The sequence below is a fragment of the Alistipes onderdonkii genome, from assembly GCF_025145285.1.
Classification (GTDB): domain Bacteria; phylum Bacteroidota; class Bacteroidia; order Bacteroidales; family Rikenellaceae; genus Alistipes; species Alistipes onderdonkii.
This window is the reverse complement of sequence record NZ_CP102251.1, coordinates 3,396,669-3,420,027: the sequence shown is the minus strand read 5'-3', so window position 1 is coordinate 3,420,027 and position 23,359 is coordinate 3,396,669. Positions and strand designations below refer to the sequence as shown.

The window sequence follows — 23,359 nt, the reverse complement described above, 5'->3', positions numbered from 1 at the left end:
TGCCCTCCCTTTAACGTTTGCCCTCGGCGAGCTGCCTGATCGCCAGTTCCATATCACCGCCCAGCTCGCCGGCAAGCCGCTGTACCTCCACTTTCTCCGTTTCCTCGGTCGTGTAGGCCAGGTACTCCGGGACGCTGACCTCCGTGGCATAGACCGCCGACTGAACGCCGCCCAGACCGATCCAGACCTCCTTGTATTTACGGGAAGGGTCGTTGGACTGGTTGATCGAGAGAATCTGCGCCTTCTCCTTGTCGGTCAGCCCCAACAAGGACTGAATCGCGTCGAAACGGTTCATGAACTTGCGCTGGTCGAGCAGGATCTTGCAGTCCGAGTTGTTGATGATCGCCTCCTTGACCACCGGGCTGGAAATGATGTCCTCGACCTCCTGCGTCACAACGATGGCCTCACCGTAGTATTTGCGGACAGTTTTATACATATAACGCAGATATTCAGCCATATTAGCCGTAGAGAGCGCCTTCCAGGCCTCCTCGACGATGAGCTGTTTGCGTACCCCCTTGAGCCGTCTCATCTTGTTTATGAAAGCCTCCATGATGATAATGGTGACCACGGGAAAAAGCTCCTTGTTTTCCTTGATGGAATCCACCTCGAAGACCACGAAGCGCTTCGAGAGCAGGTCGATGTTGGCCCGGGAATTCAGAAGGAAGTCGTAGCGTCCGCCCTTGTAATACTGCCGCAGGGTGATGAGCATGTTGTCGATGTTGAAATCCTCGCGGCTGACCCGGATCTCCCGCTCCTCCAGCTCGCGGCGGTAGTCGTCTCGCAGGTACTCGTAGAAACTGTCGAAACACGGCACGATATTCCGGTCGGCGCGGATACGCTCGATATAGGCGTTCACGGCACTGCCCAGCTCGCCGCTCTCGGTCTTCGTGATCTTGTCGTCCTCGGTTTTCCAGAGTGTCAGCAGCAGCGTCTTGATGCTGTCCTTCTTCTCCACGTCGAAATAGTAGTCGTCGGTGTAGAACGGGTTGAAACTGATGGGATGTTCCTCGGTATAGGTAAAATACACGCCGTCCTCACCTTTGGTCTTACGCCGGATCAGCTCGCAAAGACCCTGGTAGCTGTTACCGGTATCCACCAGCACGACATGCGTGCCCTGCTCCCAGTATTGGCGGACTAAATGATTCATAAAGAATGACTTGCCTGACCCCGAGCCGCCTAACACGAATTTATTCCTGTTTGTAATGATCCCTTTTTTCATCGGTTCGTCCGAGATGTCCAGGTGCAGGGGCCTGCCGCTTACGCGGTCGCACAGCTTGATGCCGAAAGGGCTGGACGAGGATTTATAGTTGGTTTCCTCCGTGAAGAAACAGACTGCGGGCTCGATGAACGTGTAGAACGATTCCTCGGCGGGGAAATCCCCCGCGTTGCCCGGCATACCCGCCCAGTAGAGCGTGGCGGCGTCCACGGTGTTGTGGCGCGGGCGGCACTCCATCAGAGCGAGCTGGCTGCCCACATCATTGCGGATATGCCGGAGCTCCTGCACGTCGTCCGACCAGGCCAGCACGTTGAAATGGGCCCGGACGGATTGAAGACCGAACGAGTGCGCCTCATTGAGATACTGGTCGATGTCGAGTAGGTCAGCCCCCTTACGGGAGCTTTCCCCTCTAAGAACCGTACGTGAGAGTTTCCCCTCATACGGCTCAAGCAATTCAAAACTTTTATTTGTAACTAAAAGCCGGCTCATAGTAACTTCCATTTATTTCTGTTAGTAATTCGGCTGCAATGGTCATGTATTAGGACTTTCGCCTTTCTACTGCTCCCTGTCATTTCAGTAATTTTCCAGGGAGTTTCCCGTGTGATGTGCTTGCCACACACAGGGCAACATTGCATTTGCTGATTCCACAGGCGATAGATATATTGCTTGCCGTCTAAGTGTGCAAGCATTCTTCGGGTCTTGTATTGATCGAAGAAATCTTTCCAATCGGCATCATATGGGTTGGCCTCACTGCGGATTTTGATATGTCGCTTTATTTTCGTATCCGACAATCTCACAAGAGTGTGGTATTTATCCACTTTCCTGTTTTCAAGCGGTACGGCAAAAGTCCAGCTTCTACCTCTTACAGTGTGATAATACTTGTTGGCAATCCATCGTTTACCTTTTTTGGGATGTCTTCTGCGAGACCATCGCCATAGTTTGTTGAAAATTTGTGCATCTGTTTTACGGAAAGTTTCCGATGCAGAACACCCCTTGTAGTAGTTCGCCCATCCTCTAATGACTGGGTTTAGCAATCGTATCAAAGATTGTTGCTTAGAAGACTTGTTCTTGTCCACTATTTCACGAACCTTATCTAAAAATCTCTTTCGACTCTTCTTGGATGGTTTTGTGATAAACTTGCCTTTATATTTTCTGATATTGAACCCAAGAAAATCAAACCCTTCTTCTATATGAGTTATCTTAGTCTTTTCTTCTGATAAGGTAAGCCCTCTTGCTTGAAGAAACTCAATGACTAATGGTTTAACATGGTTCTCCAACAACTCCTTACTCTCTCCTGTGATAATAAAATCATCCGCGTAGCGAACAAGATTTATCATAGGAGTATAGTAATTTTTCTTCGAGCGGTTTATCGGAAAGCTATCGGCAAGCAGTTTTTCCAGTCCGTCCAAAGTCATATTTGCAAGAGTTGGGGAGATGATGCCGCCTTGAGGAGTTCCCTCCTCTGTCGGAAAAAGTTGCTTGTTGAAAATAAATCCACTTTTCAACCATTTACGGAGCAAAACTTTATCCATAGGGATATTGTCAAGCAACCATTCATGACTGATATGGTCGAAACAACCTTTGATATCACCTTCTAAGATCCATTGTGGGGATGTCGTCCTTGCCAGGTCATTGAAGCATTGTTGAACGGCATCTGCCGTGCTCCTTTCTTTTCTGAAACCATAAGAATTGGCATCAGCCGTTGTTTCAGCTACGGGAGCCAGTGCCATCAGATACAATGCCTGCATAGCCCGGTCTTTCATAGTTGGTATACCCAATGGTCTTAATTTCCCGTTACTCTTTCTGATATGTACTCGTCTCAGAGGTTGGGGTGTATAACCTCTCCTTTTCAGTTCGGTTATTGCACACACTTTAGCATCTGGCGTTTTCCATGTTACCATATCGACGCCAGCCGTTTTACTCCCATTATTGGAAGTTACACGTCTTACCGCTAATGCTTTAGCGTAAAACGAGTGGGTCAGTGTCCACTGCAAGGCTTTGACCTTGTTGTGGCGACCCTCTTTTTGAGCCTTTACAATACGCGCTTGTAGCTTTTGAACCGCAGCTTCGCATTTGAGCCAATTTATACTGTCCCATTTGCTCTGCGTTTGGTCAGTCGATGCACACGATTTTTTAATTTCGTTCATTTGCTTTTCTCCTTTTAAAAGTTCTAAAAGTTTCTTGTAAAGAATCACCTACCGCAGAAGTCAGCCTGCTTTCGCAGCGGGATGATGTTTCAATCCCTATTCACCCCATTACAGGGTGGCATTCGCTTTTTCTGCAATCCTATACCCGCACTCCATTCGGCATTCCTTACGGTCTGCTTACCTGTCATTGGCAGGAGAAATACGGGCTTACTACGTTCCGTGCAAGTAACTTATAAGTGGGTTAGGTTCTGTCTATTACACCGGCAGTACTCTGTTCGTGTATTCCCAGAATGGAGAGGAATAACCGACTGCTTCCCTTTTGGGCTGAAGCCTATCAGTATCTTTGGCTTCTTCAACCTTACGACGTTTAGACGACAGTTCGCTTACGCTAACCATACCACCCAAGCCAAGCTCCCTGACTGTATGATACTAACAGCCATTGTCTTTCCCTCACGGTTCTGACTGCTCCTTTCGGAAGGGCTACCTTGTCTGGACAGCTTTGATACAGTATATTACTATTGGTGCATCTGTCCATAGGCTACCGTTGACGAAACAACGGGTTAAATCTAAGTTTAACAATTACTTACACAGCGACGTATCGCACCCACTCCTTGTTTATCTGGTTTCCGCGGGAGTAGCGGGAAAGGGACTGCATGTTACGCGCACGTTTCTCGAACATACGCAGGTTTTCGTCGCTGTCTTCCAGGAACACGTACTGGTTGTAAAGGTGGTCGCAGGAAAGCAGAAGCCCCACGGGGGCCGCGAACGAGAGCAGGCAGTCCGAACGGTCGGTGGAAAGACGCTCGTAACGGGTATCCGTACCCACGCGCCCCGGCAGGTCTTCCGTGTCCGAGAGCGTGTGCAGGCACACCCGTTTGTTGCCCACGCGCAGAACCTCGGCCCCCAGCTCGATGTCCTGAAGAGAAGTCGTCTCCGAGAGCGAGAGGGAAAAGTACCGCTCCAGCAGGCCCGGACAATCCGCCGTACCCGTGATCTCGTCCCCCGTGAGGCGGACAAGGGTCAGGAAACCCGAATCGTTCAGAATACGCTCGAACTGTTCCGCCGCCTCCAGGAATTTTGTCGCCGATTCCCGATTTACCTCTTTGGGAATGATGTTGCCCCGGCAGAGGGTCGAGAAGTCTGAACGCATGTGCATACGCTCCCTCGTCGTTTTCGTCAGGTAGAGGAAGCAGGCGTGGGTCAGGAACGGACGCTCGTTGAAATGCCGCTCGTAACTGCGGGAGAGGAAACTCATGTCCCCCTCGCCCGTGGCCGGGCGGTAACGCTCGCGGATGAACCAGTCCTGCTTGTGTACCACGCTGTATTCGGGCAAGACCTTCAGGGCCTTGCACCAGGCGGCGTGGATCGCCTCGTACTCGGCGGACGTGACGGTGAACAGCTCCGGGAGTTCGACCCGATAGGCGACCGTTATGTCCGCGTCCTTGCTGATGATACAACCGCCTTCCACGGCCAGGAGCGGGAACTTGCTTTCCAGCGTGGTGGCTTTCAAGATGTTTCTCATACGCGGCCCCCCTTTCTTTTCAGCAACCGGCGCAGGGACTTGCGGTTGAGCAGGTAGCGGGGATGCCGGCGCGCGGCGAGCAGCTTCATCAGCCCGTGTTCCCCGTAACGGGCGTTCAGGCGGAAGGTAAGCCAGACCAGCACCGAAGCCGCCGCAACGCCGAAAGCGATACATACCCACTGATCGACCCCTGCCATGTAGAGGATGACGAACACCACGAAGACGGCCAGCAGGCCGCCCGCGAAGATGAAGAGGTACTGCGCCTTCAGGCGTAGGCTAAGAACCCGGTGCCTTGCCGTATTTCTACGGTAGGTTTCCAAGAACTCGCCTCCGAACCGTGCTTGCACCTCTCGGCGCACACGGCTCTCCACTAACATATTCAGTCTATTATCCCGTGATGTATCTTGTTGTGACAGGGAATACATACAGCTAACGTCTTTCTCTGACGTCCAATCATTTGGATTTTCCATGGCTCTTTGCCTTTTAAGTCTTTGAGTCTTTTGACGTGGTGTATTTCAATGTTTTCCGTTGCGCCACACAATTCACACTTACCCGCTTTTAACCTTTGTATAAGGCTTGATACAGTGGTATTGAAAATCGTGTTGGCTACATAATCACAACTCGCGTCCATCGCGGTTGTTTTACGCTTAAAGCTCCCGTTGAAGAATACCCGCATCTTCTTTCCTCCTTTCTTGTCCTCATAGAAAACCGCAAAATCTTTGTGATGTCGATACTTTGCGATAATCTTTCGGGCTGTCGTACTGTACTTTCGTGCAAAAGTCTTATACAGACTGTATTGCATGATGTACTTGAAAGAATTCAGGTGTGAACTGTTATTTGCGATAGAAAAATAGTTTGCAAAACCTCGGATTTCTCTGTTATAGGCATCCAGTATTTCGAGGTCGTCCAGATGTAGCAACTTTGTCCGGCTTGTGGGTTTCCATTTCGCTTTACCCTCGAATTGATGAATTTCCATCGCCTCGTAGTAGAGAAGTTTATCCCGCATTGTGGACATTGGCACTTCCAACACTACCTTTTTGCCGTAAGCCTTAATAAGTACTCCCGATTTCTCGCCTCTTAACGTCTTATCCGTGAATGGTCGGACATAGATTTCATAGCCGAGGAATTTTGCCTTTCTATTGCCGTGCGTGATTAAGGTCTTTTCTTCGGAGAGCGTCAATTTCAGTTTCTCGCCGAGGAAATTCTTAATATCCTCTTTGATGGCCTCACAGTCCGATTTACTGCCAATCACTCCGATAATAAAATCATCGGCATACCTCACATACTTAATCCGTCTATATCCCTCGTCCATTTCATCGACAGAGGGTAAGTGCATCCTGTTTTTCTGATGTTGCTTAATCGCGTCAATCAGTTCCTTCCGAGTATCTTTATCCTTGGTTTGCTTCAGCTTTGTGCCGAGCCACCAAATTTTCCTGGAATACCGTTTGTACTCAAGGTTCATTGCCCGTCTGTCGCCTCTATCGAATTGACAGGCATACTCTTTCATGTACTTATCCAGCTTGTCGAGATAGATATTAGCCAGTATCGGGCTAATGATGCCACCTTGCGGTGTTCCGCTGTATGTTCTATGAAATGTCCAATCTTCGATGTAGCCAGCTTTCAAAAATTTCCACATTAGCCGGATAAAGCGGTCGTCTGCGATACGTTCTTTCAAGATTCCGATAAGTACATCATGGTTGATGTTATCGAAGAATCCTTCAATGTCGCCCTCGATAAACCACTTGGCCGCAGTAAAATTCTTCTGCACCTGTATCAGTGCGGTGTGGCAGCTGCGTTTGGGTCGGAAGCCGTGCGAGGTGTTCTCAAAACTACCTTCATAAATTGCTTCCAACAGCATTCGCAATACCTCCTGCACTAATTTGTCGTCGATAGACGGTATGCCGAGAGGTCGCATGTTCCCGTTTTTCTTCGGGATGTACGTCCTTCTTGCCGGTTTTGGTTGGTACGACTCATCTTTGAGCGCATCAATCAAATTTTCAATCCGTTTCAGGCTCATTCCGTCGATAGTTTTACCGTCGGAACCTTCCGTCATATTTCCCTGCCTACCTTGTATATTATGGTAGGCGAGGAGAAACATCTCCGAATTGAATAGAACCCTGTAGAGCCGTTCAAACTTGTAGCTCGAAACTTTGCTGTGCTCTGACAGACTGTTTAATACTCTCTCTGGATTTCTCATAATGTCTCACACATTATCCGTTAATTTGTATTAAAAATGTTAGCTGCCACCCTTCGCCATGTACGAGGCTTTCCCTCGCTCGGACTACTACGGTGGCTCCGTTGCCATACCGGATTTTCATAGGTCTGAAACCTAATAGCCTTTCGGCATTCCGGGTTAGGCAATCCACGTTTAATTCTTCGGCAACATAGCTTTGATAGATTGTCGGATACGACTTTCATCCGTTTCTGCTTATCGCAGTTGTGCTGTAACCTGTTCTGCACCCAACCCTCCAAGGTCGAATCGAGTGTGTTACAGTATGGCGTCTGTAGTTACCTTCCGCCACAGTTTCGAGTTGTGCCACTTGGACTATCGTTCAATCAATCCAGACTTTATCCTCGTATCTATCTTTCATCTCCTGATTCAGTCGCATACTTGGTAACTGTATGACTTATCAGTTTATCGGCAGGCTATACTCCCCGTCCGGTTTCCCTTTCGGATAAGCCGATCGATGATAGGCTATCGAACACTTGCCTAACGTCTTGCTATCGACGCATTTGCCAAAGAACCATTACGTGCGCGCCCCGGAACTCCACGCTCTTGCCGATTCCCTTGTTGATTCCATATTCCATAATTATTTGCATGACAGGTTGGACTACAAGAAGAAAGAGCGTAGGATCGTCGCGGCGACAATCAGGAAAATACACGCGCCGAACCAGCTCGCGGCGGTCTTCGACGTGTCGGGGTCGCCGCTCGAAAACTTGTTATAGACCTTGATCCCGCCGATAAGGCCGACCACAGCCCCAATCGCGTAGATGAGCTTCGTTCCGGGATCGAAGTAGCTGGTTACCATGTTGGTAGCCTCCGTAATGCCGGCGATGCCGTTGCCCTGCGCGAAAGCGGAGGAGATGGCGGCAAAGAGAAATGCCGCCGGAAGAAGAATCTTGTTCTTTCTCATAACTCGATAATGTTTGAATTGTGGCGCGGGGATGGATAGGCCCCGCACCGGGTTAAACTTCTTGATTCGGATTTTTTCAGTGGTTCGAGGATAGCCTCACGTGCTACCCGTAGTCTTTTTCTTTCATCGTGATGTCATTATGGGGTTAAACAAACTCACGGACGTCGAAACCCGTGGGAACCGAACCCTGCGGAGATGGGCTTTCCGCAGACCTCTCGGACATACGCCGGTGAAAGGCCGAGAGGTAGGTGTCGATCAGGGATTTTACCCTGTCGTTCCCGTCGGGGCGGCCCGAAACGATGACCTCGAACATGTCGGTCTGTTTCAGGCCCAGGAGGACACGTCCCGTTTCCTCCCTTTGCTCGTCTGTTGAAGGTGGATCATGTACCACGTGGCGGTAGGCTTCGCCCATCTGTTCAAAACTAACCCCCTGGGCAAGCGAGCGGCCCAAAAGGGGCAGCTCTTCGGTGTCGTCTTCATCCTCGTCATAATCCGGCTCCTCCGCGTCCGCATCCGGGAAAGATTCATCGTACAGCGGAAAGTCGATTTCCAGAGGTTCGTTAGGCTCCCCCTCGGGAGCGACACCGAACACTTCATCCAGGTCTTCCGGCGGAATCTGCCGGGGGTGTTCGGGTACATTCGTGGGCACAAATATATCGGCTTTTTCCGTAACTTTTTCAGTTTCAGATTCTACGGCAGCTTGTGGCCGGGAGTGGCGCGGGTCGAGGACAAAGCGGCTCCTGCCGATGATCTCCTGCCGGCAGGGCGTGTCTTCGGCAACGATCCCGTCTGCCGGTTCGTTACGTTCCATCCGCCGCAGGCGGAAAAACGCCCACAAGGCATACCCCACGGCAAAGAGGGGCAGCAGCCACAACGCCCCGTTCATCGCTCCTCCGCTTTGGGTTGCCGGGAGGCCACGGCCTCGCGTTCCTCGAAAAGCCGCTCGATGGTTTCCCGGTTATCGTCCAGGTGCGCCTTGAGAACCTTGTCCACGTAGGCCGTGATCGTCACGTCGCCACGACCGATGACACGGGTGATCTCGCGGATACGCTCGTGATACGACGGACGTATCTTCACGTGCTTGTTACCGGCGAAAGGCAGCCGCAGCAGGCAGATGTAACGGGCCAGGTACTCGGCCTCGGGGGTGGGGACAGTCCCCACGGCGACCTCCCCCGAAGGGCCGTCGGGGACGATAAGGGTTTTCATCCTGCGCCGGTAGCGGCACACGCGGAAGATGAAGGGCACGGCGACGCAAAGGACGGCCGCCAGGATAACAGATAAAATAATTGCTTTGTCTGACATGATGGATTGTTTTTAATAGGTTGTAAATATTGGGTTCATAACTAAAAAATATCGGAGTTCCGTTTCTTGTAGAGTTCCGAAATTTCCTCCTGATAGGTCGCGAAATGCTGCTCCAGCACATTGTCCAGGTAGCTATACAGCGAGAGTTCGTTCTTACCGATAACCTGCACTATCCGGGTTATACGCTCGTGAAACTCCTTGCGGATATACACCGTTTTGCCGCTTCGGGTATTGGAGGGGGCGTTCCGGATAAAAAGACGCTCGTAATCCTGGCCTTTCCCTCTTCGGCGGCGTCCCTCCTCTTTCGTAGCCGGCGAGGCGGCGGCCTCGCCGGACGGTTCCGATAGAGCCGATGCCTCCTCCTCTTTTTCCGGCGTGTAAGGATGTAATGGCCGGTTTCGGCTTTTGGCCTGGCTGATGATGAAGGAAGCGTCCAAACCGTCGTCATGTTCTTTTCCGCTCATAAGATCCTACTTTAACAGTTCGATCAATTCATCCACGAGTTTATCCAGGTTGCTGCCCCGGATCAAAGAACGGTCTGCCGGGAAGAGCGTGGAGCGGAAGACAGAGCGACGGCTGGCGTTCTGCTCACGACGAAAACGCTTGGTGTCAGGCAGGAAGGTCTTCAGAACAGGAAGACCCAGCTCTTTCATTACCGCCTCGTAAACCTGATATAACTCTGTCTTTTCACGTCCGTCCACCATGTTCCATAGCATATACAGCCCTTTCATCCGGGACTTCTCGCGGCCCATGATATGCTCCTTTACCACAACCGCGTAATTCAGGGTGCTTTCCATGACAACCCGGTCGGCACTGATCGGGGCGACGAGATAATCCATTCCGGCCAGGGAATGAATCAGATCCTCGTTATTGATCGTACCGGGAAGGTCGAAGAACACATAATCGAAATCACCTTGCGGCAGGAGGTAGTCGGCATCGGCCAACGCCTCTTTCGTGTTGCTTTCCACGACAGGATAGGCTTTCTTTTGAAGCCGGGTGAATTGTTCGTAAGCTAACCTCTTGTAATGTTCGTCTTCGAGGGCAAGCTTCAGGTCACGTTCCCGCATCTCCACGATGGAGTGTTGGGGATAATCGCAGTCGATGACCGCGACATTGAAACCCTTTACATAGTGCAGGTAAGAGGCTGCCAGCACCGTGAGGGTGGTTTTGCCCGCTCCGCCTTTCTGGGTGGAGAAGGCCACGAATTTCGTTTTCTCTTTCATTGTTCCATGCGTTTTTAGTTATACAATCGGGTAATCGTTCATCTCTTCACGTATCCGGACAAGTGACGGCATGAGATTTTATGCTGGTATGCCGGCACGCATATATGCTGGTGCGCTGGCAGGCTGTTACGCCGGTATGCCGGTGCATGGGCGCGTGTCCGATTTTATACTCATGCGCAACCGCATTTGCTTATCCGGACAAAGACCCGCTTTTTCCTCTGCACACGATGTTTTCTGCATCCGTCCACACGTGTGCGGACAGGGGGATGTGTCATTGCCCGTATCCGTTCTCACGTGCAAAGTAAACCCTTAAAAACACGGGTTGTATGCTCTTTTTCCGCTATGGCCGCGTGTGGCGTCAAAGTGGACGCAAGTGGCGTAATCGCTTATGGCACAAGTGATTGAATAGGTCGGTATCTTTGCCTCGTGAACGATCCCGACGCTAATGAAGCCGTCCTTGCCCCGTTTTACGGCGGCTCTTTCAATGTTCTGTCCGCGAGCGGGCAGAAGGTATTTGCAAAGGGCAAATAGCAAGCTGTGTTTTCTGCTGCACGATTCTCGTTTTGCAGCAGAAAACAGCTTGCCCGCAAGGGGGAGAAAGCACCTCCGGAGTCGGTGCTTTTCAGAAGGGCGGCAGGCCGCGAAGGGATCGGAATTTTCAGGAACCGGTGGGGCCCTGGCCTCTCCTTAAAATTTCGATGCGATGGAAAAGAACAGAAAGCCCCGAGGGGGCAAAGGGGGACGACCCGCGAAAAACGACCCGGCCGTTTACCGCTTTTCGGTAAACTTTTCAGCCGTGGAACATGCCCGTTTCCTCGACCTTTACGAGCAGTCCGGGCTATTGTCCAAAGCCGCTTTTATCAAAGCGAGAGTGTTCAACGAGGCGTTCCGGGTGGTAAAGACCGACCGGGGAACGCTCGAATACGTGGCGAAGCTGACCGCTTTCCACGCCCAATTCCGTGCCGTGGGAACGAATTACAACCAGGTGGTGAAGGAGCTGCACGCGCATTTTTCCGAGAAGAAAACACTCGCGCTGCTCTATAAACTGGAGAGAGCGACACGTGAACTGGCGGCCGTCGGGCAGCAGGTCGTGTCGCTCTCCGAAGAGTTCAGACAGCGATGGTAGCCAATATCACCACCGGAAAAGACGTGTACGGCGCGCTGGCGTACAACCAGGAGAAAGTCGATCGGGGCGACGGGAAAGTACTGCTGACCCACATCGTGAGGGAGCCGGCGGATGGGCGCTTCAACGTGGCCGCGACGGCAGAAGACCTCCTGCGCTGGATGCCCTCGCACTACCGGACGGAAAAACCCGTCGTGCACGTATCGCTCAACCCGGCTCCCGAAGACCGCCTTGACGACGGGCAGCTCGCGGAGATAGCCGGGGCCTACATGGAGCGCATGGGCTGGGGAGGACAACCTTATATCGTATTCAAGCATACCGACATCGGACGGGAGCATATCCATATCGTGTCGGTGCAGGTGGCCCAGGACGGGCGCAAGATAAACGACAGCAGGCGCAACGAACGCAGCGTGGCCGTTACCGAGGAACTGGAACGGGAGTACGGACTGCATCCCGCCAAAGGGAGAAGGCGGGAGAAAGGGCAAGGGATCGTCCCCGCCGATTACACGCGGGGCGACCTGAAACGCCAGGTGGCAGCGGTAATAAAACCGGCCGTGGCGACATACCGCTTCCAGACCCTCGGCGAGTTCCGGGCATTGCTGTCCCTATATAATATAGGTATAGAGGAAGTCCGGGGAGAGCGGAACGGAACCCCCTACCGGGGATTGCTCTACACGCTGCTGGACGAGAACGGGGACAAGGCAGTGGCCGCGCCGCTCAAATCCTCACTGTTCGGTAAAGAGGTCGGGTATGACGGGCTGGAACGGCACATGGAGCGTAGCGCCGAACGGTTCGGGAAGGACGACACGAGGAGGCAAATCCGTGGCCGGGTCGATAAAGCGCTTCGGGGAGAACCCACGGAGGAAGAACTGCGCGAACGCCTGCGGGGAGCCCGGGTGGATCTCTACATACGACGCAACGAAAACGGCCGCATCGTGGGTGTGACGTTCATTGACCACGAAACACGGACGGTCGTGAACGGATCACGGCTGGGAAAGGCATACTCGGCCAACGCCTTCGAGCTGCGCTTCGGCGGAAAACGGAATCCCGGGGAAAACACGAGGGGCTTGTCCCCGAAACAAGCGCCTGCCGGACGGGACGGGCAACGGAAGCGGAATACCTCACGACGGAGGAAAGTATAACATCTCAATTATCATTCATTTATTAAATCTTACGGTTATGCAACAGGAAGACGACCTTCGGGGTCTTGCTAAAACAATGGATTTCATGCGGGCATTGAGTATCTTGTTCGTGGTTATCAACATCTACTGGTTCTGCTACGGGCAGATACGGGAATGGGGAATCAATATCGGCGTGGTCGATAGGATTCTGCTGAACTTCGACCGCACCGCGGGGCTGTTCCGGAATATACTATGGACGAAACTTTTCGCCGTAGTGTTCCTCGCCCTTTCATGCCTCGGGACAAAAGGAGTAAAAGAGGAGAAAATTACCTGGCGGAAAATCACGGCATCGCTGGCCACGGGAGGCGTGCTGTTCTTCTTCAACTGGTGGCTGCTGGACTTGCCGCTGACGGCAGCGGCGAACGCGGCTTTCTACATACTGACCCTATCGGCCGGGTATATCTGCCTCTTGATGGGCGGCGTGTGGATGTCCCGCCTGCTGAAGAACAATCTCATGGATGACCCTTTCAATAACGAGAACGAATCATTCCAGCAGGAAACACGCCTGATCGAGAACGAGTACTCCATAAATCTGCCGACGAAATTTTACTATAACAAACAGTGGAACAACGGGTTCGCCAACGTTGTAAACCCGCAAAGGGCTTGCATCTGCATGGGAAGCCCGGGCAGCGGGAAGAGTTATTGTGTTGTAAACCAGTTTATTAAACAGCAAATCGAAAAGGGCTATACCCAATACATCTATGACTACAAGTTTCCCGATCTTTCGGAAATCGCTTACAACCACCTGCTGAATCACCAGAAAGGTTACAAGAAAATCCCGACTTTCTACGTCATAAATTTCGACGACCCGCGCCGCTCGCACCGCTGTAACCCCATTCACCCGGACTTCATGACCGATATTTCGGACGCCTACGAGAGCGCCTATACCATCATGCTCAACCTGAACCGAAGCTGGGTGCAGAAGCAGGGCGATTTTTTTGTGGAAAGCCCCATTATCCTTTTCGCGGCCGTGATCTGGTTCCTGCGCATCTACGACAACGGGCGGTATTGTACCTTCCCGCACGCCATCGAGTTCCTGAACAAGCGGTACGAGGATATTTTCCCGATTCTGACATCCTACCCGGAACTCGAAAACTACCTCAGCCCCTTTATGGATGCCTGGCTCGGAGGCGCTCAAGACCAGCTCCAGGGCCAGATAGCATCGGCCAAAATTCCGCTTTCCCGCATGATTTCGCCCCAGCTATATTGGGTCATGTCGGGCGATGACTTCACGCTCGACATCAATAACCCGAACGATCCCAAGATACTCTGCGTGGGGAACAATCCCGACAGGCAAAACATTTACGGAGCGGCTTTGGGATTGTATAATTCCCGGATTGTCAAGCTCATAAATAAGAAAGGCCAGCTCAAATCGGGCATCATCATCGACGAGCTGCCGACAATCTACTTCAAGGGACTCGACAACCTGATCGCCACGGCCAGAAGCAACAAGGTCGCCGTGCTGCTGTGCTTCCAGGATTTTTCACAGTTGAAGAGGGACTACGGGGACAAGGAGGCCGCCGTCGTGATGAACACGGTGGGCAACATCTTCTCCGGGCAGGTCGTAGGTGAAACGGCCAAGACACTCTCGGAACGGTTCGGTAAGGTATTGCAGAAGCGGCAGAGCATGACGTTGAGCCGCAGCGACAAATCGACATCCATATCCACGCAGCTGGACAGCCTGATCCCGGCCTCGAAGATCTCGACGCTCACGCAGGGAATGTTCGTCGGGGCTGTGGCGGACAATTTCGACGAACGTATCGAGCAGAAGATTTTCCACTGCGAGATTGTCGTGGACAACGAAAAAGTGAAAGCGGAAACGGCCCGGTACAAGAAGATACCACAAATTACCGATTTCACGGACGAGAACGGGACGGATCACATGAAACAGGTCGTGCAGGAAAACTACGAACGTATCAAGGCAGAGGCCGGCCGCATCGTCGCCGAGGAACTGGAACGTATCAAGAACGACCCGGTGCTTTGCAAGCTCCTGCCGGAACAGAACTAAATGAACACAAACACCCCCGCAAACACCCTCCGTTACCTTAACGGGGGCTGTTTCTTGGTTTTATAACCGCACAGCCGGTGTTTTGGAGCATAAAGTAGTGATTATGTGAACAGAAAACATTATTTTTGTGTTCGGAATCCTTTTAATTATAAGTATGACAGTTACCGATATATACGAAGCAATGAACAGCAAGGCGGAAGCGTTTTTCGAGTGGTTGCAGGCTCACCCGAAATACGGGTTGCTGTTTGGTGTCGGGTTGCTTGCCCTATGGCTTGCAGGGTTGCTGTTCCGTTGGAAATGGGCGTGTCATTGGCAGTTTAACAGCAAACTGTGGTTATTTGACGATTGCAAGCCTGAAACACGCCGCAGGGTTCAGATTGTGTTGGTCAGCGTTCTGATTATACTTATATTGGTTGGTTTCTTTGTATGGAGATAACGGTATGGAAAAGGACAATCGCAAATACCGGATCTGCTTCATCGACTATATGTGGTATGTAGCCGAGATATGGCACGAAAGGGAGCGTACCAATCTCAACGGACGTATGCTACTGTTTTGGTGCTGGCTCTTCGTCCTACTCATACCGCTTGGGGTTCCGCCGATATTGCGCCTTTTCGGCTGGATGATTGGTTTGGCCATAGTGATTCCTCTCTGCTTTCTTCCCGATTTATTCTGCAAGCTACGCTATACAGCCGGACGGCGTGAAGCGCTCCGTGAACATTACGGGAAGATGAAACATCCCGGCAGGAAGCTCGCCAAAATAGTTCTTATCGCTATCGCCCTGATCGTGGCAAATGTAGCGCTGATGTTCCACCTCGGATTTATACATTGGGCATGATGAAACGGCAGGAGAATAAGCAACGGTTCTATCTCTGGGACTACCTCTGGTGGATGGGGGAGAAATTGGAACAAGCAAGACGAACAGGCAGGGTCGATGGCGAAATGATGCTCTCGATTTATATCTTCGCTCTTTTGATATTCCCTATGATGACTGTTACTATCCGGCTTTTTCCAGGTGTGTCGGCATTGTTGCCATGTGTCGTTTTTAGCATTGTCACATTTGCCGTTATGTCGCTCGTCAGCAGGATTTACAAATGGCGGGGCAAAGCAGTGATGTCTCACTATGCCAAGTGCAGGTTTAACGAACTCCTTGCGGTTCTGTTATTTTTCCTTGCGATAGCCATTATCTGCTTTATGATGTATCTTCTTGACAAAAAGTGAAACAAGCTTTGATACGAACTCCGGGCCGTTATATCGAATGGTCTAACTCGATGTACCAGTTTCCCTTGATGGGTTTGTAAAGCGTGGTGTCGTTGTACGTCCTGCGGTAGATCTCGTTCAGGTCGCCATATTCGGTGATACGGATATTCCGACGGCTTCTCAATCCGGGATCGTAAACGAAACTCTTGGACGTTCCCGCATCCACGATGCCGTGGGAGTAGTACGGCATAACAAGGCTCACATATACCGAATCTGCCGTTCCCCATTCCCTGCGATCAACAAGGATAAAACCGCATCCAATCTCTGATAACAAGGAGTCGAGTAGGATTCGCTCCGGCTTCAACAGTCCATATACCGGAATGTCTTGTTCGTCATTCGTTTCATGGAATGTATCGCTTTGTTCTGTTGAATCAAGTATAATGACCTCTTCCGGAGAAAGCGGCGGGTAGTGAAAACTACCTTCTGAACTCTCTGCCATGATTTCGTACACCTTACGGAACGCCACCTCGTGCGTGGTGAAATGGCGTATCATTTCCTCGTCCGACGGCGGCATGGGAGGCTCTCCGCAGCTTGCGGCAAGCAGGATTACAAATAACAGGATTATGATTGGTGTTCTCATTTTCTAATGTTTAATAGGATGCAGATAATCACTGTTTAAGTGATTGATGTGCGTGTTATCAATACTTTAACTACAAACTTTAAAACAATCATTCATTTTATAATAATAGTTTCGTATCTATCAAAATGTATTCCTTGAAGATGATGTTTCAATACAAGGTTCTTAAATTCCTCCCCATAAAAAGTATAGCGACAATTTACATTCGGAAGTCTGAAAATAGTTTGCTCTTGGATTTTATTTTTATCCAACACAAATTTATTTATACAACTCACCCATCCTCTTTCTTTATCTAACCACACTATATCTGATTCTTTTTCAATCAAAGCATCTATTATATTGGTACAATGAAAAAAATAAAAACCTTTTGGCGACTTTATATCAAGAATTTCTCCATTTTTGATAAGAATATTTTCTAAAATACTTAATGCTTTGTCGCTAATAGTTAATAGAGGATTACAAAATTGTGATAAATCAAAATGTTTATGTCTATTACTTTTTTTCCATATATATTCCATCTCAGGAGGATTCCACTGCTTTAGTAAACCTTCAGCATGTCCCATACAATTTTGCCAATCTTCCACATTTGGAAAACGTAAATCGTTAAATCCTTCTAAACTACCTATTAAGTAAAAGTTCATATTGTCGTACTGTAATTGATAATGGTTTGACGGGGAACGGCGTTAGTCCGTTATCCCGGCTTGTTAATATTAAATTTATGTTTCCTGATAGATTGTTTCAGAATATAATTCTGTCGAAAGAATAATAGATTTTAATTCTCCATTAGACTTATAATCAAATGAATGTTGTAACGTATCCTGTTCAATATCATTTCTATCAAATTGTCTTATAACTATTTTTTGTAGGCGGTCATTTTCATAAAAATATGTTTCTTCTCTACTTCCACGAGAACCCTTTGAATACATTTTCTCTATTTTACCATTACTTCCATATAGATAATATCGGACATTCACAATACGTTTGCTATTATCATATGCAATAGTTTTCATGAGTTCCTTTTCATAAATGAAAAAGGTGTAATAGAATTGATTTTTAAGTTCCAAGCCCTCTCGGATTTCTATAATTTGATTTTTTACATCGAAATAATAAGTAAATAGGTTATTAGTTGTTTTGAGAGAAGTTACATTTCCAACTATTTTCCCTTGCTTAAACCTGTTTCTTTGATAAGAATAAGGGGATATTTCGTAGAACTCACCTTTGTAATTCTCTTCCCTTACAACATTCTTATCAATTTCTCTTTTCAATTCATCAAACATATTTCTCAATGAATTAAAATCATCTTTCAATTTATCAGGTATCATAGTGTTTCCTTTTAATATTAATGTTTGGTGGCTAACCGACCTTTCAGGGGTAGTTAAGCCGCTTGTTAGCAACCTCTTTTCGTTTTATAGATTATTTCAGAATATCCATTTGGAAATGATTTGGTAATACTTTCTAAAGCCCCATCGTCTTGATATTGGAATATATGAATTAAATCATTACCACTATTACCCTCAATATCATATTGTTTGACTTCAATATGTGTCAAAGCATTTTCTTTATAGATATAATTCTCTTCACGGCAACCATACCTACCACATAACTGTGACCGTTTCAGCTTTCCGCCCTCAAAAAAGTAATGGCATACATTCATCAAATGTTTTCCATTATCGTATAGAATACTTTTCACAAGATTGTCTGTATAATACAGGAAAGTGTGATAAAACTGATTTTCAATAGAACAACCAACCTTAACTTCTACGATTTGATTTTGGTTATTAAATCCGTAGATACAAAGATTTTTGGTGCTTTTTATTGTATCAGGACGCTTTACAGGTTTTCCTTGTTTGCAACCATTACGCTGATAGGAATATGGAGTAAGTTCATAAAACTCGCCCTTATACAACTCAGTCCTGACAACATCGTCTTCTATTTGTTGCCTTATGGTTTCAAAGTCATTTTTCAATGCTTCAAATTCAGTTCTTATAGTTTCTCCAATCATTTTCATCTTTTTGGGGTTGCTAATGTTCGGCAGCGTTCCGCTTATTCAATCGGTTTGCTGTTTGTTATCGGTCTATTTCTTCTGTTTCAATCTTGCCTCCAAGTTGTTCAATTTCTTTTCGATATTCATCCACAATTATAGAGTTCCCTATTCCAAGTAAAATTTTATCTCTTGAACAAAATTCCTTGATTTCACTTAGTGGAACAGAAAATTTCTTTTTTAAGTACAGCATAATTTTAGGCAATTCATTTCCCTTGTCTGCAAGATATATATTGTAAATCTTAGGACTAATGATTGTCAGATAATCATCTAATTCCGTATTCTCAAATTGCACAAACTCGGCAGTTGGTAATATTGCATAACGAAAACAATCCGATTTTGTATCACAAAACACAATGGAATAACCGCCTCTGTTAAGTTGCTTGTTCATAGCTTGGAACAACAAAGGCAAATAGTCACCTCGGCGAATTTTGTCCCAATCCAAAGAATCCTCAAACTTTTTAGTGTTCCATAAGAAACGTTCTATCCCATAATTCTTTAACATCATCGTAATGGAACGCTTAACCTGCCCTGAATATTCTTCACCACTCCAATCAATAACTGCCATTCTGTGAGAAACTATAGCAAAACAAAGCATAATATCTACTTCACTAAATTCATTGTCTTCAGAGCTTGTATCGTACCATCCCTTTTCAAACATTTTCCTATGTTGAAGGACAAAGGTTCTCTTATCTATATTGAACAACTGAATCATTTCTAAAAATTCATCATAGTGTTCTTTTAATAACACTTTAGCGAATAATTGAAGTTTACTATCCATATTTTAATTTTTAGACCGATAATGTTTGTTGGATAATCGACCTTTGGAAGATTAATCCGTATGCTATCGTTTATTTCAACTTAATTAGTTTTTCATATTGACAAGAAACATCAAGAAGTTTATCTACTAATTCATCTCCAAGCCAACAATCTATTAGATATTTGCCATAACTTGGTGTAAACGAGTAAATATCTTTATCAATCGCATTAATCATATTTTCCAATTCTTTTTGTACATTATGTAATGCACCATCAGGAAGAGAAGTCTTCCTACATTCAAAAGGTTGCGCTAATATTCTTTTTACATCATCAAGTATATTCACACAACAACTTTTTACTGTTTCTTTTCTACTTACCATATTAAACGATAATGTTCGGCGAATAATCGTCCTTTAGGGAGATTGATACGCTTGTTATCTGCCTTTATTCGCTTTGATAAGTTTCAACTACATACAAATCAACATTAGGATAATCATTTGAAACTGTCTCTATAATTGCTTTTACATCATCCCATTTTAATCCTCCTAATCCAGCACCGATTGCAGGTAAGGCTATTGCCGTTACATTATCACCACTGGCTAACTCAAGCATCTGTATCAGTGCCTTTTCGATATACTCTATTTTAGCTCGTGTTCGCCACGTTGCTTGAGTACCAAGGTTATATATATGTCCATTGCCATAATCATAATCAAAAACATCACCGGGGCAAAACTTATTTTCTTTGCACAACTGCTTATATTCAAGATACATATCTGGATATTTGCTTTTGAACTGTACGGCAATGCCTTTACCCATTGCACCGGCACAATTACAACCATGCGCATAACTGCTCACTCCATCAATACGGAATATGTCGCCTTTTTCAATATACCTAATCATTGTTTTTTTCTTTTTTATTGTTAATTATTCTGGGCAGATAATGTTTGGTGGCTAACCGACCTTTCAGGGGAGGTTAAGCCGCTTGTTACTAACATTTTATTGTGTCAATTCATTATTAGTTTTACAACAGACCAATGACATTTGCAACAATATATATTGTCGCTATGTTGTTCTATACCTTCTATATCTATCATTGGAAGTTGTAATTTCTTTCCTTTCATCACAATCTCAAACTCATTGAAATGCCAATCTTTAAGTTCTTGTTTTTCTATTGTGAAGCCACAACTCTGTAAAAGTGTTGTAAGCTCTATTATAGGATTGCATATTGATTTGTATTGACACATATTATTTTTTCCTTGTTAGTAATGTCCAGTGGATAATCGACCTTTAAGGGAAATTTATCCGTTTGTTAGTCGCTTTATTCTGCAATATAAGTTTCCAAATATTGAATACCGTTGTAACTGTCTAATTCATCCACAAATTTTTTAGGTGTTTCATATGAATCATAATTTTTCTTCTTAATAAAGATTTTTTGATTCCTTTTGTTGTCCTTGAAACCATTGGGTATATAGCACACAATACAATTTGATGGCTTTATGTGGTATTCATCAATATCGGACTCAATATACCAGTCAAGGACAAGTTTGTTATCAATCATCATTCTAACAAGATTAAAAGGATTTTCGGGTTCATCCTTAATTTCCACAGTTAGAAATTCTGGATAGTAATACTTTATATTAATGTCTTTACAGAACTGACAGCGATGTTCCGGATTTGGGCGTTTCTTTGTACGACTTTCTTCGTAATCTCGTATTTCTTTCATGTATTCATCTTGATTGAAATACTCCATAAATTCTTCCCGACTTTTATCGGTTGTGCCAATCCAAATCATATATTCTAATCCTGCATTAGACCCTTGTACACCTTCAGGCGACAGTTCAAACTCAAACGTACCAAGATAAGTCATGGTTGTGGTATTCTCTGCCTTCTTAGGAGATATACCCTCACGACAATTATAGCAGATAACAGCATTTGCCATTGTAATATTTTTATCAGCTATCGACAGACTTATCTTTTGGGTATCAGCAGGAATAAGGTTAAGTAATCCTGCCAAGCCGTCAGATGTGAATTTCATAATAAGAAAATCCTCATCATAGCTCATTACACCAAGCTCCTTACAGAACTGGCAACGAAGTTCCTTATTGTCTTCATCGTAATCTTTCCACCATTGACGGAAAGCCGATTGATCCATATATTTCTCAAAATCAGCTTCGGAATCGAATTGACCGACCCATATCATTATCTTACTCATTTTCTTTTTTTTATTTTTCAAGCGACTAATGGTTTAGCGGGGAACGCTGTTAGGCGTTATCACGCTTCGTTAGTAACTTATTTAATCTCCAGTAATTCTTATCTTAGATATATTTTGCTGATTTATACAATTCACTATTCGCTCAATCTCCTTACTATAAGGAGATTTTTTTCTAATTTCTTTTAGTTCCTCAATGAAAGAGGATATTTCTATACCTGAAAGTTGTATGTTCGTTTTATAGTAATCTTGTACACGGAATATACTCCGAAATCGTCCTTTATCTAAATTTGCAAGATTGAACAACCAATAATGTAAGCCTTCACTAATTTCAGACTTATTCGTACATATTCCGTCATTGTTATAAATCAAAATATCTAAGCCCATATGAGAATTGCTAAATTGTTACTAATGTTATACTATCAGCCGATTTGGCTGTTATTTTCTTTAAGTATCAGACCTCGTCTTCCTCCATCAACAGATCGTCCAACGGGCTTTTGATATTGCTTTTGAAAGTGTCGGCTATGTGGACATACCTTTCTGTCGTCTTGATATTGTTATGTCCCATAAGCTCTTTCACTATCTTGATGTCGGTTCCCTGCTCCAGCAGGTGAGTGGCGAACGAATGGCGCAGCAGGTGCGGATAAATCCGTTTCGTGATTCCCGCTTCCCGGGCCGCTGCCTTCAGCCGTTTCGACACGATACTCTCGGTGAAAGGTTCTCCCGGTCTGTGTTCAAAAAGCCACACTTTCGGTTTGTATAGTCTGTTATATTCCGTCAGCTTTTTCATCAACGGTCTTGACAGCAGGGTGTAGCGGTCTTTTTTCCCTTTACCCTGCCGCACCCGTATCAGGGAGCGGGATTCGTTGATGTCGCCGGGTTTCAGTTCCAGCAGTTCGCTGATGCGCAACCCTGCGGAATAGAGTATGGAGAACATACAGAAGAAACGCAGGTCTGTCACCGTCACGTCGAGTATTTTCTTTATTTCCTCCTTGCTCAACACGTCGGGCAGCGTCTTCTCCCGTTTGGCACGGTTCACCTTGTAACACCGCCGTTCCTGACCGAGAACTTTCTCGTAATAGAACTTGATGGCGTTGATACGCTGGTTTTGCTGGCAGGAGGATATGTTTTTCTCGTGGATGAGATACAGCAGGTAGTCGTTTATCTCGCCGGGAGTAACCGTTTCAATCTTACGCCCCTCGAAATGCTGTTGGAAATCGCGGAAATAGGAGGTATATACCCTTACGGTATGGTCACTGTAACGCACTTGCTGAAGTTTTTCCAGATAGCCTTCCGGCAGTGGCGGCCGTTTGTCTTCCTCTTTACGGGGTGCGGTTTCCTTGATGGCAGAATAGTCTATAAACGCCATTTTTACATAGCGGTCGAAGAACTCGGCAAGCACGAAATCTTCTGCCGGCAGATAAGCCCTGCCGCCGACAAGCAGTACGTTTTCTTCCTTCGACAGCGACAAGCGGATGTCATTGTCATTACCGAAAGTCACTTCGACAAATTCTCTCCCGTTTCTTATCACCGGAGAAAGTTTGATCTTGGTTTTTGGGGTATATATTTCCATGCCTCACGTTTTGTCGGATATTGAAACCCGTTTTCGCAAATTTATAAAAAAACACGGGTTATCCATGCGCTTTATTGACATTTAAC

General features: G+C 46.9%; 24 protein-coding genes and 2 pseudogenes. 6 read left to right on the top strand and 20 right to left on the bottom strand.

What is annotated here, in order from left to right:
* Positions 1–10 precede the first annotated feature (10 nt).
* From NQ559_RS14135 to NQ559_RS14090, 10 genes and pseudogenes are all read right to left on the bottom strand, one after another.
* Positions 11–1,588: pseudogene (locus NQ559_RS14135) on the bottom strand (TraG family conjugative transposon ATPase); the annotation flags it as partial.
* 113 nt (positions 1,589–1,701) lie between these two features.
* Entirely contained in the window at positions 1,702–3,363 is a 1,662-nt protein-coding gene (gene ltrA, locus NQ559_RS14130; RefSeq protein ID WP_004319152.1) for a group II intron reverse transcriptase/maturase, read from the bottom strand.
* 601 nt (positions 3,364–3,964) lie between these two features.
* Positions 3,965–4,885: pseudogene (locus NQ559_RS14125) on the bottom strand (TraG family conjugative transposon ATPase); the annotation flags it as partial.
* On the bottom strand, positions 4,882–5,262 hold the full coding sequence (locus NQ559_RS14120) for a DUF4133 domain-containing protein (RefSeq protein WP_231864134.1): 381 nt from the start codon (positions 5,260–5,262) through the stop codon (positions 4,882–4,884). The gene NQ559_RS14120 and the pseudogene NQ559_RS14125, both read right to left, overlap by 4 nt.
* Positions 5,263–5,264: 2 nt before the next feature.
* Positions 5,265–7,082: a group II intron reverse transcriptase/maturase gene (gene ltrA, locus NQ559_RS14115; protein WP_014774764.1), complete on the bottom strand. Its 1,818-nt coding sequence runs from the start codon at positions 7,080–7,082 to the stop codon at positions 5,265–5,267.
* 634 nt (positions 7,083–7,716) lie between these two features.
* Positions 7,717–8,019 (bottom strand): DUF4134 domain-containing protein, encoded by a 303-nt coding sequence (locus NQ559_RS14110; RefSeq protein ID WP_004303800.1) that lies wholly within the window; start codon positions 8,017–8,019, stop codon positions 7,717–7,719.
* A gap of 145 nt (positions 8,020–8,164) precedes the next feature.
* Positions 8,165–8,905 carry a hypothetical protein gene (locus NQ559_RS14105; RefSeq protein ID WP_004303801.1) on the bottom strand — a complete coding sequence of 247 codons (741 nt, stop codon included), beginning with the start codon at positions 8,903–8,905 and terminating at the stop codon, positions 8,165–8,167.
* Positions 8,902–9,321, bottom strand: coding sequence for a DUF3408 domain-containing protein (locus tag NQ559_RS14100; protein ID WP_004295458.1), 420 nt, complete (start codon positions 9,319–9,321; stop codon positions 8,902–8,904). Before NQ559_RS14100 ends, NQ559_RS14105 begins: the two co-directional genes overlap by 4 nt.
* A gap of 41 nt (positions 9,322–9,362) precedes the next feature.
* Positions 9,363–9,785 (bottom strand): DUF3408 domain-containing protein, encoded by a 423-nt coding sequence (locus tag NQ559_RS14095; RefSeq protein WP_004319163.1) that lies wholly within the window; start codon positions 9,783–9,785, stop codon positions 9,363–9,365.
* A gap of 6 nt (positions 9,786–9,791) precedes the next feature.
* A complete protein-coding gene (locus NQ559_RS14090; protein WP_004295460.1) occupies positions 9,792–10,544 on the bottom strand; it encodes a ParA family protein in 753 nt (250 codons plus the stop codon).
* A gap of 703 nt (positions 10,545–11,247) precedes the next feature.
* Here NQ559_RS14090 and mobA point away from each other — a divergent pair.
* From mobA to NQ559_RS14060, 6 genes are all read left to right on the top strand, one after another.
* Positions 11,248–11,670 carry a conjugal transfer protein MobA gene (gene mobA / locus NQ559_RS14085; protein WP_018697070.1) on the top strand — a complete coding sequence of 141 codons (423 nt, stop codon included), beginning with the start codon at positions 11,248–11,250 and terminating at the stop codon, positions 11,668–11,670.
* Positions 11,664–12,809: a conjugal transfer protein MobB gene (gene mobB / locus NQ559_RS14080; protein ID WP_004295463.1), complete on the top strand. Its 1,146-nt coding sequence runs from the start codon at positions 11,664–11,666 to the stop codon at positions 12,807–12,809. Before mobA ends, mobB begins: the two co-directional genes overlap by 7 nt.
* A gap of 37 nt (positions 12,810–12,846) precedes the next feature.
* On the top strand, positions 12,847–14,856 hold the full coding sequence (gene mobC / locus NQ559_RS14075) for a conjugal transfer protein MobC (protein WP_005681351.1): 2,010 nt from the start codon (positions 12,847–12,849) through the stop codon (positions 14,854–14,856).
* Between the two features lie 154 nt (positions 14,857–15,010).
* Positions 15,011–15,292 (top strand): Imm17 family immunity protein, encoded by a 282-nt coding sequence (locus NQ559_RS14070; RefSeq protein WP_004295465.1) that lies wholly within the window; start codon positions 15,011–15,013, stop codon positions 15,290–15,292.
* 4 nt (positions 15,293–15,296) lie between these two features.
* Positions 15,297–15,692 carry a hypothetical protein gene (locus NQ559_RS14065; RefSeq protein ID WP_004295466.1) on the top strand — a complete coding sequence of 132 codons (396 nt, stop codon included), beginning with the start codon at positions 15,297–15,299 and terminating at the stop codon, positions 15,690–15,692.
* Positions 15,689–16,075 carry a hypothetical protein gene (locus NQ559_RS14060; RefSeq protein WP_004295467.1) on the top strand — a complete coding sequence of 129 codons (387 nt, stop codon included), beginning with the start codon at positions 15,689–15,691 and terminating at the stop codon, positions 16,073–16,075. Before NQ559_RS14065 ends, NQ559_RS14060 begins: the two co-directional genes overlap by 4 nt.
* 28 nt (positions 16,076–16,103) lie before the next feature.
* Here NQ559_RS14060 and NQ559_RS14055 read toward each other — a convergent pair whose 3' ends face one another.
* The 10 genes from NQ559_RS14055 to NQ559_RS14010 form a co-directional block, all read right to left on the bottom strand.
* Positions 16,104–16,694 carry a DUF4948 family protein gene (locus NQ559_RS14055; protein WP_004319175.1) on the bottom strand — a complete coding sequence of 197 codons (591 nt, stop codon included), beginning with the start codon at positions 16,692–16,694 and terminating at the stop codon, positions 16,104–16,106.
* 92 nt (positions 16,695–16,786) lie between these two features.
* Positions 16,787–17,332 (bottom strand): imm11 family protein, encoded by a 546-nt coding sequence (locus NQ559_RS14050; RefSeq protein WP_004295469.1) that lies wholly within the window; start codon positions 17,330–17,332, stop codon positions 16,787–16,789.
* A gap of 75 nt (positions 17,333–17,407) precedes the next feature.
* Positions 17,408–18,013, bottom strand: a complete 606-nt coding sequence (locus NQ559_RS14045; RefSeq protein WP_004295470.1) for a hypothetical protein — start codon at positions 18,011–18,013, stop codon at positions 17,408–17,410.
* Positions 18,014–18,078: 65 nt separating this feature from the next.
* Complete coding sequence (locus tag NQ559_RS14040) at positions 18,079–18,699, bottom strand: hypothetical protein (protein ID WP_004295471.1); 621 nt, start codon at positions 18,697–18,699, stop codon at positions 18,079–18,081.
* A gap of 58 nt (positions 18,700–18,757) precedes the next feature.
* Positions 18,758–19,513, bottom strand: coding sequence for a DUF6630 family protein (locus NQ559_RS14035; protein WP_004295472.1), 756 nt, complete (start codon positions 19,511–19,513; stop codon positions 18,758–18,760).
* Between the two features lie 70 nt (positions 19,514–19,583).
* On the bottom strand, positions 19,584–19,835 hold the full coding sequence (locus NQ559_RS14030; protein ID WP_004319180.1) for a hypothetical protein: 252 nt from the start codon (positions 19,833–19,835) through the stop codon (positions 19,584–19,586).
* Between the two features lie 100 nt (positions 19,836–19,935).
* Entirely contained in the window at positions 19,936–20,391 is a 456-nt protein-coding gene (locus tag NQ559_RS14025; protein WP_004319182.1) for a macro domain-containing protein, read from the bottom strand.
* A gap of 418 nt (positions 20,392–20,809) precedes the next feature.
* Complete coding sequence (locus NQ559_RS14020) at positions 20,810–21,703, bottom strand: immunity 22 family protein (protein ID WP_018697075.1); 894 nt, start codon at positions 21,701–21,703, stop codon at positions 20,810–20,812.
* Between the two features lie 81 nt (positions 21,704–21,784).
* Positions 21,785–22,087 (bottom strand): hypothetical protein, encoded by a 303-nt coding sequence (locus tag NQ559_RS14015; protein WP_154654068.1) that lies wholly within the window; start codon positions 22,085–22,087, stop codon positions 21,785–21,787.
* A gap of 67 nt (positions 22,088–22,154) precedes the next feature.
* Entirely contained in the window at positions 22,155–23,273 is a 1,119-nt protein-coding gene (locus NQ559_RS14010) for a tyrosine-type recombinase/integrase (protein ID WP_004319196.1), read from the bottom strand.
* Positions 23,274–23,359: the final 86 nt, after the last annotated feature.

What these genes read in the sequence shown, in the direction of transcription:
- ltrA (WP_004319152.1), bottom strand. Translation starts at nt 3,363, where the DNA reads ATGAACGAAATTAAAAAATCGTGTGCATCGACTGACCAAACGCAGAGC.
- NQ559_RS14120 (WP_231864134.1), bottom strand. Translation starts at nt 5,262, where the DNA reads ATGTTAGTGGAGAGCCGTGTGCGCCGAGAGGTGCAAGCACGGTTCGGA.
- ltrA (WP_014774764.1), bottom strand. Translation starts at nt 7,082, where the DNA reads ATGAGAAATCCAGAGAGAGTATTAAACAGTCTGTCAGAGCACAGCAAA.
- NQ559_RS14110 (WP_004303800.1), bottom strand. Translation starts at nt 8,019, where the DNA reads ATGAGAAAGAACAAGATTCTTCTTCCGGCGGCATTTCTCTTTGCCGCC.
- NQ559_RS14105 (WP_004303801.1), bottom strand. Translation starts at nt 8,905, where the DNA reads ATGAACGGGGCGTTGTGGCTGCTGCCCCTCTTTGCCGTGGGGTATGCC.
- NQ559_RS14100 (WP_004295458.1), bottom strand. Translation starts at nt 9,321, where the DNA reads ATGTCAGACAAAGCAATTATTTTATCTGTTATCCTGGCGGCCGTCCTT.
- NQ559_RS14095 (WP_004319163.1), bottom strand. Translation starts at nt 9,785, where the DNA reads ATGAGCGGAAAAGAACATGACGACGGTTTGGACGCTTCCTTCATCATC.
- NQ559_RS14090 (WP_004295460.1), bottom strand. Translation starts at nt 10,544, where the DNA reads ATGAAAGAGAAAACGAAATTCGTGGCCTTCTCCACCCAGAAAGGCGGA.
- mobA (WP_018697070.1), top strand. Translation starts at nt 11,248, where the DNA reads ATGGAAAAGAACAGAAAGCCCCGAGGGGGCAAAGGGGGACGACCCGCG.
- mobB (WP_004295463.1), top strand. Translation starts at nt 11,664, where the DNA reads ATGGTAGCCAATATCACCACCGGAAAAGACGTGTACGGCGCGCTGGCG.
- mobC (WP_005681351.1), top strand. Translation starts at nt 12,847, where the DNA reads ATGCAACAGGAAGACGACCTTCGGGGTCTTGCTAAAACAATGGATTTC.
- NQ559_RS14070 (WP_004295465.1), top strand. Translation starts at nt 15,011, where the DNA reads ATGACAGTTACCGATATATACGAAGCAATGAACAGCAAGGCGGAAGCG.
- NQ559_RS14065 (WP_004295466.1), top strand. Translation starts at nt 15,297, where the DNA reads ATGGAAAAGGACAATCGCAAATACCGGATCTGCTTCATCGACTATATG.
- NQ559_RS14060 (WP_004295467.1), top strand. Translation starts at nt 15,689, where the DNA reads ATGATGAAACGGCAGGAGAATAAGCAACGGTTCTATCTCTGGGACTAC.
- NQ559_RS14055 (WP_004319175.1), bottom strand. Translation starts at nt 16,694, where the DNA reads ATGAGAACACCAATCATAATCCTGTTATTTGTAATCCTGCTTGCCGCA.
- NQ559_RS14050 (WP_004295469.1), bottom strand. Translation starts at nt 17,332, where the DNA reads ATGAACTTTTACTTAATAGGTAGTTTAGAAGGATTTAACGATTTACGT.
- NQ559_RS14045 (WP_004295470.1), bottom strand. Translation starts at nt 18,013, where the DNA reads ATGATACCTGATAAATTGAAAGATGATTTTAATTCATTGAGAAATATG.
- NQ559_RS14040 (WP_004295471.1), bottom strand. Translation starts at nt 18,699, where the DNA reads ATGAAAATGATTGGAGAAACTATAAGAACTGAATTTGAAGCATTGAAA.
- NQ559_RS14035 (WP_004295472.1), bottom strand. Translation starts at nt 19,513, where the DNA reads ATGGATAGTAAACTTCAATTATTCGCTAAAGTGTTATTAAAAGAACAC.
- NQ559_RS14025 (WP_004319182.1), bottom strand. Translation starts at nt 20,391, where the DNA reads ATGATTAGGTATATTGAAAAAGGCGACATATTCCGTATTGATGGAGTG.
- NQ559_RS14020 (WP_018697075.1), bottom strand. Translation starts at nt 21,703, where the DNA reads ATGAGTAAGATAATGATATGGGTCGGTCAATTCGATTCCGAAGCTGAT.
- NQ559_RS14015 (WP_154654068.1), bottom strand. Translation starts at nt 22,087, where the DNA reads ATGGGCTTAGATATTTTGATTTATAACAATGACGGAATATGTACGAAT.
- NQ559_RS14010 (WP_004319196.1), bottom strand. Translation starts at nt 23,273, where the DNA reads ATGGAAATATATACCCCAAAAACCAAGATCAAACTTTCTCCGGTGATA.